This window comes from Streptococcus mitis (assembly GCF_026782895.1).
GTDB classification, from domain to species: Bacteria; Bacillota; Bacilli; order Lactobacillales; family Streptococcaceae; genus Streptococcus; species Streptococcus mitis_CB.
The window spans coordinates 149,374-166,460 of the sequence record NZ_JAKUXJ010000006.1 but is presented as its reverse complement, the minus strand read 5'-3'; the positions used below and the strand labels follow the sequence as shown (position 1 = coordinate 166,460).

General features: G+C 42.5%; 19 protein-coding genes. 16 read left to right on the top strand and 3 right to left on the bottom strand.

All coding sequences use genetic code 11. From position 1 onward, the window contains the following. Positions 1-46 precede the first annotated feature (46 nt). From MK480_RS08445 to MK480_RS08435, 3 genes are all read left to right on the top strand, one after another. Positions 47-1,369 carry an alanine/glycine:cation symporter family protein gene (locus MK480_RS08445; RefSeq protein WP_000891462.1) on the top strand — a complete coding sequence of 441 codons (1,323 nt, stop codon included), beginning with the start codon at positions 47-49 and terminating at the stop codon, positions 1,367-1,369. A gap of 131 nt (positions 1,370-1,500) precedes the next feature. Next, positions 1,501-2,049, top strand: coding sequence for a carboxymuconolactone decarboxylase family protein (locus MK480_RS08440; RefSeq protein WP_000206768.1), 549 nt, complete (start codon positions 1,501-1,503; stop codon positions 2,047-2,049). A 109-nt stretch (positions 2,050-2,158) separates the two neighbouring features. Next, positions 2,159-3,058 (top strand): TDT family transporter, encoded by a 900-nt coding sequence (locus MK480_RS08435; protein ID WP_084886595.1) that lies wholly within the window; start codon positions 2,159-2,161, stop codon positions 3,056-3,058. Positions 3,059-3,082: 24 nt separating this feature from the next. On the opposite strand, the gene serS is transcribed toward MK480_RS08435, so the two are convergent. The 3 genes from serS to MK480_RS08420 form a co-directional block, all read right to left on the bottom strand. Then, positions 3,083-4,357, bottom strand: coding sequence for a serine--tRNA ligase (gene serS, locus MK480_RS08430; RefSeq protein ID WP_084928842.1), 1,275 nt, complete (start codon positions 4,355-4,357; stop codon positions 3,083-3,085). A gap of 213 nt (positions 4,358-4,570) precedes the next feature. Beyond that, positions 4,571-4,942, bottom strand: a complete 372-nt coding sequence (locus MK480_RS08425; protein WP_023946563.1) for a DUF956 family protein — start codon at positions 4,940-4,942, stop codon at positions 4,571-4,573. Positions 4,943-4,944: 2 nt separating this feature from the next. Continuing rightward, complete coding sequence (locus tag MK480_RS08420; protein ID WP_000869661.1) at positions 4,945-6,309, bottom strand: aspartate kinase; 1,365 nt, start codon at positions 6,307-6,309, stop codon at positions 4,945-4,947. A gap of 209 nt (positions 6,310-6,518) precedes the next feature. Between MK480_RS08420 and MK480_RS08415 the strand changes: the two genes are divergently transcribed. From MK480_RS08415 to MK480_RS08355, 13 genes are all read left to right on the top strand, one after another. Then, entirely contained in the window at positions 6,519-7,304 is a 786-nt protein-coding gene (locus MK480_RS08415; RefSeq protein ID WP_153199182.1) for an enoyl-CoA hydratase, read from the top strand. A 93-nt stretch (positions 7,305-7,397) separates the two neighbouring features. Further along, a complete protein-coding gene (gene fabT, locus MK480_RS08410) occupies positions 7,398-7,832 on the top strand; it encodes a fatty acid biosynthesis transcriptional regulator FabT (protein ID WP_000386356.1) in 435 nt (144 codons plus the stop codon). Next, positions 7,832-8,806, top strand: a complete 975-nt coding sequence (locus MK480_RS08405; RefSeq protein ID WP_049500270.1) for a beta-ketoacyl-ACP synthase III — start codon at positions 7,832-7,834, stop codon at positions 8,804-8,806. The genes fabT and MK480_RS08405 overlap by 1 nt, the downstream gene beginning before the upstream one ends. Before the next feature lie 59 nt (positions 8,807-8,865). Further along, complete coding sequence (locus MK480_RS08400; RefSeq protein WP_000257838.1) at positions 8,866-9,090, top strand: acyl carrier protein; 225 nt, start codon at positions 8,866-8,868, stop codon at positions 9,088-9,090. A 116-nt stretch (positions 9,091-9,206) separates the two neighbouring features. Next, on the top strand, positions 9,207-10,181 hold the full coding sequence (gene fabK, locus MK480_RS08395; RefSeq protein WP_153199180.1) for an enoyl-[acyl-carrier-protein] reductase FabK: 975 nt from the start codon (positions 9,207-9,209) through the stop codon (positions 10,179-10,181). Continuing rightward, positions 10,174-11,097, top strand: coding sequence for an ACP S-malonyltransferase (gene fabD / locus MK480_RS08390; RefSeq protein WP_084925545.1), 924 nt, complete (start codon positions 10,174-10,176; stop codon positions 11,095-11,097). The genes fabK and fabD overlap by 8 nt, the downstream gene beginning before the upstream one ends. A gap of 40 nt (positions 11,098-11,137) precedes the next feature. After that, positions 11,138-11,869: a 3-oxoacyl-[acyl-carrier-protein] reductase gene (fabG, locus tag MK480_RS08385; protein ID WP_001176197.1), complete on the top strand. Its 732-nt coding sequence runs from the start codon at positions 11,138-11,140 to the stop codon at positions 11,867-11,869. Positions 11,870-11,890: 21 nt separating this feature from the next. Continuing rightward, positions 11,891-13,126 carry a beta-ketoacyl-ACP synthase II gene (gene fabF, locus MK480_RS08380; RefSeq protein ID WP_049544789.1) on the top strand — a complete coding sequence of 412 codons (1,236 nt, stop codon included), beginning with the start codon at positions 11,891-11,893 and terminating at the stop codon, positions 13,124-13,126. A 2-nt stretch (positions 13,127-13,128) separates the two neighbouring features. Continuing rightward, the gene (accB, locus tag MK480_RS08375; protein ID WP_001052238.1) at positions 13,129-13,614 is read left to right on the top strand and encodes an acetyl-CoA carboxylase biotin carboxyl carrier protein; all 486 of its coding nucleotides are present in this window, start codon (positions 13,129-13,131) and stop codon (positions 13,612-13,614) included. Further along, complete coding sequence (gene fabZ / locus MK480_RS08370; protein ID WP_000565515.1) at positions 13,611-14,033, top strand: 3-hydroxyacyl-ACP dehydratase FabZ; 423 nt, start codon at positions 13,611-13,613, stop codon at positions 14,031-14,033. Before accB ends, fabZ begins: the two co-directional genes overlap by 4 nt. Before the next feature lie 11 nt (positions 14,034-14,044). Then, the gene (gene accC, locus MK480_RS08365) at positions 14,045-15,412 is read left to right on the top strand and encodes an acetyl-CoA carboxylase biotin carboxylase subunit (protein WP_268707515.1); all 1,368 of its coding nucleotides are present in this window, start codon (positions 14,045-14,047) and stop codon (positions 15,410-15,412) included. A gap of 36 nt (positions 15,413-15,448) precedes the next feature. Next, complete coding sequence (gene accD, locus MK480_RS08360) at positions 15,449-16,315, top strand: acetyl-CoA carboxylase, carboxyltransferase subunit beta (RefSeq protein WP_268707514.1); 867 nt, start codon at positions 15,449-15,451, stop codon at positions 16,313-16,315. Further along, positions 16,312-17,079, top strand: coding sequence for an acetyl-CoA carboxylase carboxyl transferase subunit alpha (locus MK480_RS08355; RefSeq protein WP_268707513.1), 768 nt, complete (start codon positions 16,312-16,314; stop codon positions 17,077-17,079). The genes accD and MK480_RS08355 overlap by 4 nt, the downstream gene beginning before the upstream one ends. Positions 17,080-17,087: the final 8 nt, after the last annotated feature.

The window sequence follows — 17,087 nt, the reverse complement described above, 5'->3', positions numbered from 1 at the left end:
CTTACATGTGCTCTTTCTTTTGGGGTTGAAAATATAGGAGAAGGAAATGTTAGAATTGCTTAAATCAATCGATGCTTTTGCTTGGGGCCCCCCCCTCTTGATTCTCTTGGTCGGAACAGGGATTTACCTAACTGCCCGTCTAGGTCTCTTGCAGGTTTTGCGGTTGCCCAAGGCCTTTCAGCTTATTTTTACCAAGGATAAGGGGCATGGCGATGTATCCAGTTTTGCGGCACTATGTACAGCCCTAGCAGCGACAGTTGGTACGGGAAATATTATCGGGGTGGCGACGGCTATCAAGGTCGGTGGCCCAGGAGCCCTCTTTTGGATGTGGATGGCGGCTTTCTTTGGGATGGCTACCAAGTATGCGGAAGGCCTACTAGCTATCAAATACCGTACCAAGGACGACCATGGTGCAGTGGCGGGAGGTCCCATGCACTATATTCTTCTAGGGATGGGAGAAAAGTGGCGTCCCCTTGCCATCTTCTTTGCCCTGGCAGGTGTGTTAGTAGCTTTATTGGGAATCGGGACCTTCACTCAAGTTAACTCGATTACAGAATCTATCCAAAATACAACGACTATTTCGCCAGCTATCACAGCTCTTGTGTTGTCTGTATTTGTAGCAATTGCAGTCTTTGGTGGACTCAAGTCCATTTCAAAGGTTTCAACTACTGTTGTTCCTTTTATGGCCATCATCTATATTTTGGGAACTCTTACAGTTATTTTCTTTAATATTGGAAAAATTCCTGCTACAATCGCTTTAATCTTGACATCAGCATTTAGTCCTGTTGCTGCGGTCGGTGGATTTGCCGGTGCTAGCATTCGAATGGCTATTCAAAATGGTGTAGCGCGAGGTGTTTTCTCGAACGAATCTGGTCTAGGTTCTGCTCCCATTGCAGCAGCTGCAGCTAAGACAAACGAACCAGTAGAGCAAGGATTGATTTCCATGACAGGAACCTTTATTGACACCCTCATTATCTGTACCTTGACTGGTTTAACCATCTTGGTAACTGGTGTTTGGAGTGGTGATTTGAATGGAGTTGCCTTGACTCAGTCAGCCTTCTCAACAGTCTTTTCACACTTTGGACCTGCCCTCTTAACAATCTTCCTTGTGCTCTTTGCCTTTACAACGATTCTTGGTTGGAACTACTATGGAGAACGCTGTTTCGAGTTCCTCTTTGGGGTTCGCTTTATCTGGCTCTACCGTGTGGTCTTTGTGCTCATGGTCTTGCTAGGAGGATTTATCGAGTTGGATATGGTTTGGATTATCGCAGATATTGTCAATGCCTTGATGGCTCTGCCTAACTTGATTGCCCTCTTAGTTTTATCGCCAGTCGTTATTGCTGAAACTAAAAAGTATTTTAATAAATAATGAAATCACACAGCTCGTGTGATTTTTTGCTTTCATAAAAAATTTCTATCAGTGCAATTTAAAATATATATTATGCAAGGTATAGAATCTGTGATAGACTAGATTTCAACAACATGAAAAGAGGTTTTATGATGACAACATTTACCATCCATACAGTAGAATCAGCACCAGCAGAAGTGAAAGAAGTTCTTGAAACAGTAGAAAAAGATAATAATGGCTATATTCCCAATCTAATCGGTCTCTTGGCTAATGCACCGACTGCTTTAGAGGCTTATCGTACTGTCGGAGCCATCAATCGTCGCAACAGCTTGACGCCTGTTGAGCGTGAAGTGGTGCAGATCACTGCAGCTGTGACCAATGGTTGTGCCTTCTGCGTCGCAGGTCACACAGCCTTTTCCATCAAACAAATCCAGATGAATGATGATCTTCTGCAAGCCCTTCGCAATCGTACTCCAATTGAAACAGATCCTAAATTGGACACCCTAGCTAAGTTTACCTTGGCGGTAATCAATACCAAGGGTCGTGTAGGAGATGAAGCCTTGGCTGAGTTTTTAGAAGCTGGCTACACCCAACAAAATGCCTTGGATGTGGTTCTTGGTGTCAGCCTAGCAAGCCTCTGTAACTATGCCAACAACCTAGCCAATACACCAATTAATCCAGAATTGCAACCTTATGCTTAATTCATATCTGAGTAAAATGAAGTCTGAAATCATCGGACTTCGTTTTTTTAAGTCCTCATTTAAGCGCTTTTATGCTATACTGAAACTAACATGATTATTGGAGGTTAGGATGAAAAAACTCCCCTTGGTATTTTCTGGATGTTTGCTAGGTTTAGCAGGAGCTGGAAATCTTATTTTAGATACGTTGCCGGTTCTGTCACATCTTTTTAGTCTGACAGGTTTGGTTTTGTGGATTTACTTTCTGATTTTTCATCTCTTTAATTGGAAAGAAACCAAGCAAGAGTTGACCAAACCCCCTCTCTTGTCAGGGATGGCCACCTTTCCCATGGCTGGGATGATTTTATCAACTTATGTCTTTCGCTTGTTTCCTCATCTTCCTTTAGTCGCGCAAGGGCTCTGGTGGTTTTCATTTCTCTTGGATGTGGCCTTGATTGCTGGTTTCACCATCAAGTTTGCCTGTCCAGGAAAGAGAGTCAGTGCGACTCCAAGCTGGACGGTTCTCTATGTAGGGATAGCAGTGGCAGCTTTGACCTATCCTCTTGTCGGTATCATCGAAATTGCCTATGCGACCTTGAGTTTTGGTTTTCTCCTAACCTTCTATCTCTATCCGCTTATTTATAGCGATTTAAAGAAACATCCACTCCCACTAGCCATGCTTGGACAAGAAGGAATCTATTGTGCTCCCTTCTCTCTACTTTTGGCTTCCCTAGTTCGAGTTGGAGGAGCCAGCCTACCGACTTGGCTCTTGATTGCCATGATTTTGGCTTCTCAAACTTTCTTTTTCTTTGTTTTGACTCGCCTGCCCAATATTTTAAAACAAGGCTTTCAACCAGCCTTCTCAGCCCTCACCTTCCCGACCATTATCACAGCTACCTCGCTCAAGATGGCTCAGGGAATCTTGAAACTTCCATTTTTGGATTATTTAGTACTGGCTGAAACCGCTATTTGCTTAATTATTTTAGTCTTTGTGTTAGGCGCTTATCTGAATTGGTTACGAAAAAAGGTCTAGCTAGAAATAGCTAAACCTTATTTTTTATGGTTTGATAACTTCAGCTCCACCCATGTATGGACGAAGTGCTTCTGGGATGGTCACAGAACCATCTTCATTTTGGTAGTTTTCAAGAATAGCAGCCACTGTACGTCCAACTGCAAGTCCAGAACCGTTCAAGGTATGGAGCAATTTCACCTTGCCATCTGCTTCATCACGGTAACGGATTTGGGCACGACGGGCTTGGAAATCTTCTGTGTTTGAACAGCTTGAAATTTCACGGTAGGTATTTTGTGCTGGAATCCAAACTTCCAAGTCGTAAGTCTTCGCAGCTGAGAAGCCCATATCTCCAGTAGAGAGAGCAACGACACGGTATGGAAGGTTAAGTTTTTGAAGGATATTTTCAGCATTAGCTGTCATTTTTTCCAATTCTTCATAAGATTCTTCTGGTTTAGCAAATTTAACCATTTCAACCTTGTGGAATTGGTGCAAACGAATCAAGCCACGAGTATCACGGCCAGCTGAACCAGCCTCAGAACGGAATGATGGGCTCATAGCAGTGAAGTAGATTGGCAGGTCTTTACCGTCAAGGATTTCATCACGGTAGTAGTTTGTCAGAGGAACTTCGGCTGTAGGAATAAGGACATAATTGCTGTCGCTGAGTTCAAAAGTATCTTCCTTGAATTTTGGATATTGACCAGTACCAAACATTGAATCGTGGTTAACCATGTAAGGTGTGATGACTTCAGTATAGCCTTCTTTTCCATGTTCATCCAACATAAAGTTGTAGATGGCACGTTCCAAACGAGCACCGAGTCCTTTATAGAAGAGGAAGCGAGCTCCCGTTACCTTACCGCCACGTTCCCAATCAAGGATACCAAGGTCTTCGCCAAGATCCCAGTGAGCTTTAGGTGCGAAATCAAACTCGCGTGGAGTACCCCAACGGCGAACTTCCACATTGTCATCTTCGTCAACCCCAACAGGAACGCTATCAGCTGGAATATTTGGAAGAGTAGTGGTAAATTCTGTCAATTTAGCATCGATTTCTGCCAATTCAGCATCCAAGGCTTTGACTTCAGCAGATAGAGTTTGCATGGCAGCAATCTTGTCATCTGCATTTTCCTTGTTGCGCTTAGCTTGGGCAATCTCAGCTGAAACTGTGTTACGTTCAGCCTTGAGAGTTTCAACCTTGACCAAGATGTCACGACGTTTAGCATCGATTTCTTTCATCTCGTTTAAGACAGCAGCATCTACACCACGTGTAGCCAATTTTTCTGCGACAGCATCAAAGTCTGTACGAATACGTTTGATATCTAACATAAGAACTCCTTTATGAAAAAAGCACACCTGACAAAGCGTTGGAGTGGCAGGGCCACGGTTCCATCCAACTTCACAGGAGTGCACTTGATTGTGTATGCAATTGTTACTAACGGTAGAATTTCACCTATCCCTCCTATCTGCTCGCAGCATCCGCAGACTTTCTGAAAGAAGAAGATAACCTACTTATCCGTTGCTATGATTATACTAAAGTTTCTACTTTTTTGCAAATAGATTTTTAAATTTTTGACTAATGGTTTGAATCAGGGTCGGAAGTTTGACGACCTTGTCATTGCCCAGTTTTTCGCGTGCAATTTTAAGAATGGTACCCGAGTCTTTTGAGGCAAAGAGGAATTTTCCTCTGTCTGTAAAGACTTCGAAGTGACGACTGATTTTGCGACCAGTAACATTGGCTCCAATCTGGTTAATATGGCTCCAAGGAATCTGGATAAATTGTTCAACATTGACATCGGGGTAAAATTCCAAAGCCTGATCTCCGACAAGGAATTTTCCAACTTTCCCAGCTATAGAGAGGTAGGAGGTGCCTGTCGTATTGAGGAGCACTGTTTTGTTAAGTGATTGAGCCATGCTTAGTCTTCCTTGCTTTCACCGAAAAAGGCATTGTATAGGGCTTTAATAGCTGCTTTCTCTTGGTCCTTATGGACAACAAACATAATAGACACTTCACTAGAACCTTGAGACATCATCTGGATGTTGATCTTATTTTCAGATAGAGCACGTGTCGCAGTAGCAGTTACTCCGATATGGCTCTTCATCTTTTCTCCAACAATCATAATGATTGAAAGGTCGTGCTCGATTTCTGCATGGTCTACTTCAGCCTTTTGAACCAACTGACGAAGGATTTCTTCTTCCTTGATAGGAGTTAGTTCGCGAGAACGGAGGATGATTGAAAGATCGTCGATACCTGTTGGCATATGTTCCCAACCGATGTTGAGGTCTTCAAGGATTTGCAGAACCTTGCGACCAAATCCAACCTCACGGTTCATGAGGTATTTCGACATGTTAATGCTGACAAAGCCTGAATCACCGGCAATTCCCACAACTGGAAATTCATCACTACTGTGTTTTAGAACGATACGAGTACCTGGATGGTCAGGATTGTTGGTATTCTTGATAACTAGAGGAATTTTTCCACGGTAGGCAGGTAGAAGGGCTTCGTCATGAAGGACTGAGAATCCTGCATAAGCCAACTCACGCATTTCACGGTAGGTCAACTCAGGGATTGAGTGTGGTTGGTGAATAATGCCTGGGTGGGCTGCAAAGATACCATCAACGTCTGTAAAGTTTTCATAGAGGTCTGCCTTAACACCTGCAGCAATGATAGAACCTGTAATGTCTGATCCTCCACGTGAGAAGGTACAGATTTGATTTTCCTTAGTAACTCCAAAGAAACCAGGAATGACAAGGACTTCATTTGCATTTGTCAATTCTTCAATCTTGTCATAACTTGATGGAATGATGCGAGCGTGACCAGGCTCACTTGTGACCACAATACCAGCTTCTCTAGGGTGCACATAGCGTGCATCAATCCCATTTTGATTAAAGTAGGCAGCAATCAATTTAGCATTGTTATTTTCACCGGCTGCTAGGAAAGTATCGTAGAGAAATTCATTTTCATCAATAGGAAGAGTGGCTAAGGCACGAATGCTTTTAGAAATTTTTTCTAAAACAGCTGGTTTTAGCCCTAGTTCACTAACCATAGCAGCATAGCGGTCGATAATCCAGTTTTGGCTCTTGCTAATATCGTTACCAGCAACATAGTCGCGGTAGTATTTAATCAAGGCATCCGTAACCTTAGTATCTTCAGCATTGCGTTTACCAGGCGCAGAAACGACTACAAAACGACGCTCTGAATCGCTTTTGACGATGTTTAAAACTTTTTCTAATTGACTAGCAGAGGCAAGAGAGCTACCTCCAAATTTAACAACTTTCATAAGAACTCCTAAAGTAAGTATTTTATACGATTATAGCAGAAAGAAAGCCTTTTTTCAATGAAGAAAATAAGATGCTTTCTAGGACAAAGCGAGCCTTTCTAATCGGCTGAGACACTTTCAGTTGATTTTTTCTTGCTTTCTGATTTTAAAAAAGATATACTTTTGAAATAAAATAATTTAAACTGCTTATAAAATAAAAAGGAGTCCAGATGGAACACATTATTTATCAGCTTGAAGAGGATTTGGCAATCCTTACCTTGAATCGTCCTGAGGTAGCGAATGGTTTTCATATCCCTATGTGTGAGGAGATTTTAGAAGCTCTGATTTTGGCAGAAGAGGATCCGGCTGTGCATTTTGTCTTAATCAACGCGAATGGCAAAGTCTTCTCTGTTGGGGGAGATTTGGTTGAGATGAAGCGAGCAGTCGATGAGGATGATATTCCATCATTGACGAAAATCGCAGAATTGGTCAATACTATTTCTTATAAAATCAAGCAAATTGCTAAACCTGTCTTGATGGAGGTTGATGGGGCTGTTGCAGGTGCCGCAGCGAATATGGCTGTTGCTGCAGATTTCTGTCTGGCAACGGATAAGGCTAAATTTATCCAAGCTTTTGTTGGAGTTGGCTTGGCTCCGGATGCAGGAGGAATTCATCTCTTGAGTCGAAGTATTGGTGTGACGCGTGCTGCTCAATTGGCTATGACAGGTGAGGCTTTGAACGCAGAAAAAGCTCTAGAATGGGGACTAGTTTACCGCGTCTGTGAAGCTGATAAACTTGAAAAGACGAGAGAACAGATTCTTAAAAAATTAAGACGTGGCTCAAACAATTCTTATGCTGCCATCAAGAAGTTGGTGTGGGAGAGCCAATTTAAAGATTGGCAAGATTATGCTACTTTAGAACTGAATCTTCAAGAATCTCTAGCCAAAACAGAGGATTTCAAAGAAGGAGTTCGGGCTCATTCGGAAAGAAGAAGACCTAAATTTACAGGAAAATAAAAAAATACTTGCACCATTCTTTGAACTTTGATATAATTCTTTTGTCAAATGTTTTGATTCTAAAAGTTTTTTTGAAAAGGAGGGAAGGAAAGATTGGACTACCAACGAATTAATGAATATTTAACGTCTATATTTAACAATGTCCTCGTTATTGAGGAAGTTAGCTTGAGGGGTAGTCGTTTCAAGGATATCTCCATCAAAGAAATGCATACGATTGATGTGATTGGAAAAGTTCCAGATGTGACACCAAGTCAAGTGTCGAAAGAGTTGATGGTGACTCTTGGGACAGTTACGACTAGTTTGAATAATCTCGAACGTAAGGGTTATATTGAACGCATTCGTTCAGAACATGATCGACGTGTGGTACATCTGCATTTGACAAAGAAAGGTCGCTTGGTTCATAGGCTACATAAACGCTTCCACAAGGCTATGGTTGAAAAAATCATTGATGGTATGAGTAAGCAAGAGATGGAGGTTATGAGCAAAGGTTTGACTAATCTTTATCAATTTTTGGAGGATTTGAGATAATGGCTTTTGCAAAAATAAGCCAGGTTGCTCATTATGTGCCAGAGCAAGTGGTTACAAATCATGATTTGGCTCAGATTATGGATACTAATGATGAGTGGATTTCAAGTCGGACGGGAATACGACAAAGGCATATTTCAAGAACAGAATCTACTAGTGATTTGGCTACAGAAGTTGCCAAGAAACTGATGGCAAAAGCTGAAATCACAGGAGGGGAGTTGGATTTTATCATCCTAGCTACCATTACTCCAGATTCGATGATGCCCTCTACAGCTGCTCGTGTTCAAGCTAATATTGGTGCTAATAAGGCCTTTGCTTTTGACCTAACAGCAGCTTGCAGTGGATTTGTATTTGCTCTTTCAACTGCTGAAAAGTTTATCGCTTCTGGTCGCTTTCAAAAAGGCTTGGTGATTGGTAGTGAAACCCTCTCTAAAGCAGTCGATTGGTCAGACCGATCAACAGCTGTTTTGTTTGGAGATGGTGCTGGTGGTGTCTTGCTAGAAGCTAGCGAGAAAGAGCATTTTTTGGCTGAGAGTCTCAATAGTGATGGGAGTCGTAGCGAGTGTCTAACTTATGGACATTCAGGCTTGCATTCTCCGTTTTCAGATCAAGAAAATGCAGATTCATTTTTGAAGATGGATGGGCGCGCGGTCTTTGATTTTGCTATTCGGGATGTAGCCAAGTCTATCAAGCAGACTATTGATGAATCTCCTATAGAGGCGACAAACTTGGATTATCTGCTACTTCATCAGGCTAATGACCGTATTTTGGATAAAATGGCTAGAAAAATCGGTGTTAACCGAGATAAACTTCCAGCCAATATGATGGAATATGGCAACACCAGTGCAGCCAGTATCCCGATTTTACTTTCAGAGTGTGTAGAACAAGGCCTTATCCGTTTAGATGGAAGCCAGACTGTTCTTTTATCAGGCTTCGGTGGAGGCTTGACCTGGGGCACGCTCATTCTTACAATTTAGGTAATCATGTGGTGAACACATTGTTATAAAAAAACTATTTATTTTAAAGGAGTCCTATCATGGCAGTATTTGAAAAAGTACAAGAAATTATCGTTGAAGAACTTGGAAAAGACGCATCAGAAGTAACACTTGAATCAACTTTTGATGATTTGGACGCAGATTCATTGGACTTGTTCCAAGTAATCTCAGAAATCGAAGATGCTTTTGATATCCAAATCGAAGCAGAAGATGACTTGAAAACAGTTGGTGACTTGGTTGCCTATGTTGAAGAGCAAACAAAATAAACAGAATATAAATAGAAGGAGTAGGGAAACCCGCTCCCTCTTGTTTAGGCAATAGTTTGATTGTCAAATTATGACGGTATCGAACTATTACGTAAGCAAGAAACGATGGAGGCACTATGAAAACGCGTATTACAGAATTATTGAACATTGATTATCCTATTTTTCAAGGAGGAATGGCCTGGGTTGCTGATGGTGATTTGGCAGGAGCTGTTTCCAAGGCTGGAGGACTAGGGATTATCGGTGGGGGGAATGCCCCTAAAGAAGTTGTCAAGGCAAATATTGATAAAATCAAATCATTGACTGATAAACCCTTTGGTGTCAACATCATGCTCTTGTCTCCCTTTGTGGAAGATATTGTAGACCTCGTTATCGAGGAAGGGGTTAAGGTAGTTACAACAGGCGCAGGAAATCCAAGCAAATACATGGAACGTTTCCATGAAGCTGGTATTACGGTTATTCCTGTTGTGCCAAGTGTTGCCCTAGCGAAACGCATGGAAAAAATCGGTGCGGATGCCGTTATTGCAGAAGGAATGGAAGCTGGGGGGCATATTGGTAAATTAACAACCATGACCTTGGTGCGCCAGGTTGCTGCTGCTGTATCTGTTCCTGTTATTGCTGCAGGAGGGATTGCGGATGGTGAAGGTGCTGCGGCTGGCTTTATGCTAGGTGCAGAGGCTGTTCAGGTTGGAACTCGTTTTGTCGTTGCAAAAGAGTCTAATGCCCATCCAAATTATAAGGCGAAAATTTTAAAAGCTAGAGATATTGATACTACGATTTCAGCTCAACACTTTGGACATGCTGTTCGTGCGATTAAAAATCAGTTGACTCGTGATTTTGAACAAGCTGAAAAAGATGCTTTTAAACAAGAAAATCCAGATTTGGAAATTTTTGAACAAATGGGAGCAGGTGCTCTAGCCAAAGCGGTTGTTCACGGAGATGTGGATGGAGGCTCTGTCATGGCAGGTCAAATTGCAGGGCTTGTTTCCAAAGAAGAAACTGTTGAAGAAATCCTAAAAGATTTGTATTACGGAGCAGCTAAGAAAATTCAAGAAGAAGCCTCTCGTTGGGCAGGAGTTGTAAGAAATGACTAAAACAGCCTTTTTATTTGCTGGTCAAGGTGCCCAGTATCTAGGTATGGGACGGGAACTCTATAATCAGTATCCGATTGTCAAAGAAACGATTGATCAAGCGAGTCAGGTACTCGGTTATGATTTGCGTTATCTTATTGATACAGAAGAAGAAAAACTCAATCAGACCCGCTATACGCAACCAGCTATTTTAGCAACTTCAGTTGCTATCTACCGTTTATTGCAAGAAAAGGGCTATCAGCCTGATATGGTTGCTGGTTTGTCCCTTGGAGAATATTCTGCCTTGGTGGCCAGTGGTGCCTTAGATTTTGAAGATGCGGTAGCCTTGGTAGCTAAGCGTGGAGCCTATATGGAAGAAGCGGCCCCTGCTGGTTCTGGCAAGATGGTAGCAGTTCTCAATACGCCAGTAGAGGTTATTGAAGAAGTCTGTCGAAAAGCTTCTGAACTTGGAGTAGTTACCCCAGCCAACTATAATACACCTGCACAAATTGTGATTGGTGGAGAAGTGACTGCAGTTGACCGAGCTGTTGAACTCTTGCAGGAAGTAGGAGCTAAACGCTTGATTCCTCTCAAGGTTTCAGGACCTTTTCATACCGCTCTCCTTGAGCCTGCTAGCCAGAAACTAGCTGAAACTCTAGCTCAGGTAAGTTTTTCAGATTTTACTTGTCCCCTAGTCGGCAATACAGAAGCTACGGTCATGAAAAAAGAAGACATTGCTCAACTTTTGACGCGTCAGATCAAGGAACCAGTTCGTTTCTATGAAAGTATTGCGGTTATGCAAGAAGCAGGCGTAACCAACTTTATCGAGATTGGCCCGGGGAAAGTCTTGTCAGGCTTTGTCAAAAAAATTGATAAGACCGCTAAACTAGCCAATGTTGAAGATCAGGCTAGTTTGGAAACTTTGCTAGAAAACAAGTAATCCCTTCTCCCATAAATACAAGAGGAAACAGGAGAAAAGAATGCAACTAAAAAATAAAAATATCTTTATTACAGGTTCGAGTCGTGGAATTGGTCTTGCCATCGCCCACAAGTTTGCTCAAGCAGGAGCCAATATTGTTTTAAACAGTCGTGGGGCAATCTCAGAAGAATTGCTCGCTGAGTTTTCAAACTATGGTGTCAAGGTGGTTCCTATATCAGGAGACGTGTCAGATTTTGCAGACGCTAAGCGTATGGTTGATCAAGCTATTGCAGAGCTGGGTTCAGTAGATGTTTTGGTCAATAATGCAGGGATTACCCAAGATACCCTTATGCTCAAGATGACAGAGGCGGATTTTGAAAAAGTGCTCAAGGTTAACTTGACTGGTGCCTTTAACATGACACAATCAGTCTTGAAACCGATGATGAAAGCCAGAGAAGGTGCTATCATTAATATGTCTAGTGTTGTTGGTTTGATGGGAAATATCGGTCAAGCTAACTATGCAGCTTCTAAGGCTGGTTTGATTGGTTTTACCAAGTCTGTGGCTCGTGAAGTGGCCAATCGCAATATCAGGGTTAACGCTATTGCACCTGGAATGATTGAGTCCGATATGACAGCTGTTCTATCAGACAAGGTAAAAGATGCTATGCTGGCTCAAATTCCTATGAAAGAATTTGGACAAGCGGAGCAGGTTGCAGATTTGACAGTATTTTTAGCAGGCCAAGATTATCTAACTGGTCAAGTGGTTGCCATTGATGGTGGCTTAAGTATGTAGCAGAAGCTAGAGGTGAAAAAGATGAAACTAAATCGCGTAGTAGTAACAGGTTATGGAGTAACATCTCCAATCGGAAATACACCAGAAGAATTTTGGAATAGTTTGACAACTGGAAAAATCGGAATTGGTCAAATTACGAAATTTGATCATAGCGACTTTGATGTTCATAATGCAGCAGAAATCCAAGATTTTCCTTTTGATAAATACTTTGTAAAGAAAGATACCAATCGTTTTGATAACTATTCTTTATATGCCTTGTATGCGGCTCAAGAAGCTGTCAATCATGCCAATTTAGATGTAGAGGCTCTTGATAAAGATCGTTTTGGTGTTATTGTGGCCTCTGGTATTGGTGGAATCAAGGAAATTGAAGATCAAGTGCTTCGCCTAAATGACAAAGGACCAAAACGTTTGAAACCATTGACCCTTCCAAAAGCCTTGCCAAATATGGCTTCAGGAAATGTTGCTATGCGTTTTGGAGCAAACGGTGTTTGTAAATCTATCAATACTGCCTGCGCTTCATCAAATGACGCGATTGGTGATGCCTTCCGTTCAATTAAGTTTGGCTTCCAAGATGTCATGTTGGTAGGTGGGTCAGAAGCTTCTATTACACCTTTTGCTATTGCTGGTTTCCAAGCCCTAACTGCTCTCTCAACTACAGAGGACCCAACTCGTGCTTCCATTCCATTTGATAAGGACCGTAATGGTTTTGTCATGGGTGAAGGTTCTGGGATGTTAGTTCTTGAAAGCCTTGAACACGCTGAAAAACGTGGGGCTACTATCCTTGCTGAAGTGGTTGGTTACGGAAATACTTGTGATGCCTACCATATGACTTCTCCTCATCCAGAAGGTCAAGGAGCTATCAAAGCCATCAAACTAGCCTTGGAGGAAGCTGAGATTTCTCCAGAGCAAGTAGCCTATGTCAATGCTCACGGAACGTCAACTCCTGCTAATGAAAAAGGAGAAAGTGGTGCCATCGTAGCTGTTCTTGGTAAGGAAGTGCCTGTATCATCAACCAAATCATTCACAGGACATTTGCTGGGTGCTGCAGGTGCAGTAGAAGCTATCGTAACAATCGAGGCTATGCGTCATAACTTTGTACCAATGACAGCTGGAACAAGTGAAGTATCAGATTATATCGAAGCCAATGTCGTTTATGGACAAGGCTTGGAGCAAGAAATTCCATACGCTATTTCAAATACTTTTGGTTTTGGTGGCCACAATGCAGTTCTTGCTTTCAAACGTTGGGAGAATAAATAACTATGAATTTAAACGATATTAAAGACTTGATGGCTCAATTTGACCAATCAAGTTTGAGAGAATTTTCTTATAGAAATGGGACGGATGAGTTACAGTTTAGCAAGAATGAAGCTAGACTTGTGCCTGAAGTTGCACCTCAGGTCGCTCCTGCGCCTGCTGTAGCAACACCAAGTCCAGTAGCTTCAACATCTGCTCCAGTAGAAACTGTAGTGGAAGAAGTTCCTGCTTCAGTTGAAGCAAGTGTAGCTGCTGAGGGAGATGTTGTAGAGAGCCCACTTGTTGGGGTGGCTTACTTGGCTGCTGGACCTGATAAACCTGCCTTCGTTTCAGTTGGTGATAGTGTCAAAAAAGGTCAAACATTGGTGATCATCGAAGCTATGAAAGTCATGAATGAAATCCCAGCTCCTAAGGATGGTGTGGTAACGGAAATTCTCGTTTCTAACGAAGAAATGGTTGAGTTTGGTAAAGGATTGGTACGTATCAAATGATCGATATTCAAGGAATCAAAGAAGCCCTTCCCCACCGTTATCCTATGCTCCTAGTAGACCGTGTATTGGAAGTGAGCGAGGACACCATTGTTGCCATCAAAAATGTGACTATCAATGAGCCCTTCTTTAACGGTCATTTTCCTCAATACCCTGTCATGCCAGGTGTTCTGATTATGGAAGCCTTGGCGCAAACAGCTGGTGTCTTGGAGTTATCAAAACCTGAAAATAAGGGGAAACTAGTCTTTTACGCTGGTATGGACAAGGTTAAGTTCAAGAAGCAAGTTGTACCAGGTGACCAATTGGTTATGACAGCGACTTTTGTCAAACGTCGTGGCACCATTGCCGTGGTTGAAGCAAAGGCTGAAGTGGATGGCAAGCTTGCGGCCAGTGGTACTCTTACCTTTGCAATAGGGAACTAAGGAGGTTCTCCATGTTTCGAAAAATTTTAATTGCCAATCGTGGTGAAATTGCGGTTCGTATTATCCGTGCGGCGCGTGAGTTGGGAATCGCAACGGTGGCGGTTTATTCAACTGCTGATAAGGAAGCCCTTCATACGCTTTTGGCAGATGAAGCAGTTTGTATCGGCCCTGGCAAGGCAACAGAGTCTTATCTCAATATCAATGCGGTTCTATCAGCTGCAGTCTTGACTGAGGCAGAAGCCATTCACCCAGGTTTTGGATTTCTCAGTGAAAATTCCAAATTTGCAACCATGTGTGAAGAGGTGGGAATCAAGTTTATCGGCCCATCTGGTCATGTCATGGATATGATGGGAGACAAAATCAATGCGCGTGCTCAGATGATAAAAGCAGGTGTGCCTGTCATTCCAGGTTCAGATGGAGAAGTCCATAACTCTGAAGAAGCTTTGATTGTTGCTGAAAAAATTGGCTACCCTGTTATGCTCAAGGCTTCAGCAGGTGGAGGTGGTAAAGGGATTCGTAAGGTTGAAAAACCAGAAGACCTCGTATCAGCCTTTGAAACTGCCTCTAGTGAAGCCAAGGCCAATTATGGCAATGGTGCTATGTACATAGAACGGGTCATCTATCCAGCTCGTCATATTGAAGTTCAAATTCTAGGAGATGAGCACGGAAATGTGATTCATTTAGGTGAGCGGGATTGTTCTCTTCAACGGAATAACCAAAAGGTTTTGGAAGAAAGTCCTTCGATTGCAATCGGAAAAACGTTGCGTAATGAAATCGGTGCTGCTGCTGTTCGAGCAGCAGAGTCTGTTGGCTATGAGAATGCAGGGACCATTGAATTTCTTCTCGATGAAGCCAGTGGAAACTTCTATTTCATGGAAATGAATACTCGTGTTCAGGTGGAACATCCAGTAACAGAATTTGTTTCAGGTGTGGATATCGTTAAGGAACAGATTCGCATTGCGGCAGGTCAGCCTCTGTCTGTTAAGCAAGAAGATATTGTCCTACGCGGTCATGCCATCGAGTGTCGTATCAATGCTGAAAATCCATCCTTCAATTTTGCTCCAAGTCCAGGTAAGATTACTAATCTCCATCTGCCAAGTGGAGGAGTTGGCTTGCGCGTGGATTCAGCAGTTTATCCAGGCTATACCATTCCGCCTTATTATGATAGTATGATTGCTAAAATCATCGTTCACGGTGAAAATCGTTTTGATGCCTTGATGAAAATGCAACGCGCCCTCTATGAATTAGAGATTGAAGGGGTGCAGACCAACGCAGATTTTCAGCTTGACCTCATTTCAGATCGCAATGTCATTGCTGGAGATTATGATACTTCCTTCTTGATGGAAACCTTCTTACCCAAATATCAAGAAAAAGAATAAAATGACTTCAAGAGTTTAAACCGAAAAGGGGAATTAATGGCTCTATTTAGTAAAAAAGATAAGTATATTCGAATCAATCCCAATCGTTCAGTTAGGGAAAAACCTCAAGCCAAGCCAGAGGTTCCAGATGAATTATTCTCCCAGTGTCCGGGTTGTAAGCATACCATCTATCAAAAGGATCTGGGAAGTGAGCGTATTTGTCCACATTGTAGCTATACCTTTCGTATTTCTGCCCAAGAACGCTTGGCTTTGACGATTGATATGGGAACCTTCAAGGAATTGTTTACAGGGATTGAAAGTAAGGATCCCTTGCATTTCCCTGATTACCAAAAGAAACTAGCAACTATGCGTGAAAAAACAGGTCTGGATGAAGCCGTTGTGACAGGAACAGCTCTTATTAAAGGTCAGACTGTGGCTCTTGGGATTATGGATTCCAATTTTATCATGGCTTCTATGGGTACAGTTGTAGGTGAAAAAATCACTCGTTTGTTTGAGTATGCGACTGTTGAACAGTTGCCAGTTGTTCTCTTCACAGCATCTGGTGGAGCCCGTATGCAGGAAGGAATCATGAGTCTCATGCAGATGGCCAAGATTTCTGCAGCTGTTAAACGCCATTCAAATGCTGGTCTCTTTTATCTGACCATTTTGACAGATCCAACGACAGGTGGTGTGACAGCTTCTTTCGCTATGGAAGGCGATATTATTCTGGCTGAACCACAGAGTTTGGTCGGTTTTGCTGGGCGTCGTGTGATTGAAAACACGGTTCGTGAAAGTTTGCCTGAGGATTTCCAAAAGGCAGAATTTCTACTGGAACATGGCTTTGTGGATGCTATTGTAAAAAGAAGAGACTTGCCAGATACGATTGCTAGCCTAGTCAGATTACACGGAGGGAGTCCTAGATGAATATTGCAAAAATAGTCAGAGAAGCGCGTGAGCAGAGTCGCTTGACAACCTTGGACTTTGCGGCAGGCATTTTTGATGAATTTATCCAATTACATGGTGACCGTTCTTTTCGTGATGATGGTGCAGTTGTTGGTGGTATCGGCTGGCTTGGGGACCAAGCTGTAACAGTGGTTGGTATTCAAAAAGGCAAGAGTTTACAAGATAACCTCAAGCGGAATTTTGGACAACCGCATCCAGAAGGCTACCGCAAGGCTCTACGTTTAATGAAACAGGCTGAAAAGTTTGGCCGTCCAGTTGTGACCTTTATCAATACTGCAGGTGCCTATCCTGGTGTGGGAGCGGAAGAACGTGGTCAAGGGGAAGCTATCGCTCGCAATCTCATGGAAATGAGTGACCTGAAAGTTCCTATTATCGCCATTATTATCGGTGAAGGTGGTTCAGGAGGAGCTCTGGCTCTAGCAGTCGCAGACCGTGTCTGGATGCTGGAGAATTCTATCTATGCCATTCTCAGCCCAGAAGGTTTTGCTTCCATTCTATGGAAGGATGGTACTCGTGCCATGGAAGCGGCAGAACTGATGAAAATCACTTCACATGAATTGTTAGAAATGGATGTGGTAGATAAGGTGATTTCTGAAGCAGGACTTTCTAGCAAAGAACTAATTAAGAATGTCAAAAAAGAACTCCAAGATGAGCTAGCTATACTTTTACAAAAACCGTTAGAAGCATTGTTGGAAGAGCGTTACCAACGATTTAGAAAATACTAATACCTCAG

What these genes read in the sequence shown, in the direction of transcription:
- MK480_RS08445 (WP_000891462.1), top strand. Translation starts at nt 47, where the DNA reads ATGTTAGAATTGCTTAAATCAATCGATGCTTTTGCTTGGGGCCCCCCC.
- MK480_RS08440 (WP_000206768.1), top strand. Translation starts at nt 1,501, where the DNA reads ATGACAACATTTACCATCCATACAGTAGAATCAGCACCAGCAGAAGTG.
- MK480_RS08435 (WP_084886595.1), top strand. Translation starts at nt 2,159, where the DNA reads ATGAAAAAACTCCCCTTGGTATTTTCTGGATGTTTGCTAGGTTTAGCA.
- serS (WP_084928842.1), bottom strand. Translation starts at nt 4,357, where the DNA reads ATGTTAGATATCAAACGTATTCGTACAGACTTTGATGCTGTCGCAGAA.
- MK480_RS08425 (WP_023946563.1), bottom strand. Translation starts at nt 4,942, where the DNA reads ATGGCTCAATCACTTAACAAAACAGTGCTCCTCAATACGACAGGCACC.
- MK480_RS08420 (WP_000869661.1), bottom strand. Translation starts at nt 6,309, where the DNA reads ATGAAAGTTGTTAAATTTGGAGGTAGCTCTCTTGCCTCTGCTAGTCAA.
- MK480_RS08415 (WP_153199182.1), top strand. Translation starts at nt 6,519, where the DNA reads ATGGAACACATTATTTATCAGCTTGAAGAGGATTTGGCAATCCTTACC.
- MK480_RS08405 (WP_049500270.1), top strand. Translation starts at nt 7,832, where the DNA reads ATGGCTTTTGCAAAAATAAGCCAGGTTGCTCATTATGTGCCAGAGCAA.
- MK480_RS08400 (WP_000257838.1), top strand. Translation starts at nt 8,866, where the DNA reads ATGGCAGTATTTGAAAAAGTACAAGAAATTATCGTTGAAGAACTTGGA.
- fabK (WP_153199180.1), top strand. Translation starts at nt 9,207, where the DNA reads ATGAAAACGCGTATTACAGAATTATTGAACATTGATTATCCTATTTTT.
- fabD (WP_084925545.1), top strand. Translation starts at nt 10,174, where the DNA reads ATGACTAAAACAGCCTTTTTATTTGCTGGTCAAGGTGCCCAGTATCTA.
- fabG (WP_001176197.1), top strand. Translation starts at nt 11,138, where the DNA reads ATGCAACTAAAAAATAAAAATATCTTTATTACAGGTTCGAGTCGTGGA.
- fabF (WP_049544789.1), top strand. Translation starts at nt 11,891, where the DNA reads ATGAAACTAAATCGCGTAGTAGTAACAGGTTATGGAGTAACATCTCCA.
- accB (WP_001052238.1), top strand. Translation starts at nt 13,129, where the DNA reads ATGAATTTAAACGATATTAAAGACTTGATGGCTCAATTTGACCAATCA.
- fabZ (WP_000565515.1), top strand. Translation starts at nt 13,611, where the DNA reads ATGATCGATATTCAAGGAATCAAAGAAGCCCTTCCCCACCGTTATCCT.
- accC (WP_268707515.1), top strand. Translation starts at nt 14,045, where the DNA reads ATGTTTCGAAAAATTTTAATTGCCAATCGTGGTGAAATTGCGGTTCGT.
- accD (WP_268707514.1), top strand. Translation starts at nt 15,449, where the DNA reads ATGGCTCTATTTAGTAAAAAAGATAAGTATATTCGAATCAATCCCAAT.
- MK480_RS08355 (WP_268707513.1), top strand. Translation starts at nt 16,312, where the DNA reads ATGAATATTGCAAAAATAGTCAGAGAAGCGCGTGAGCAGAGTCGCTTG.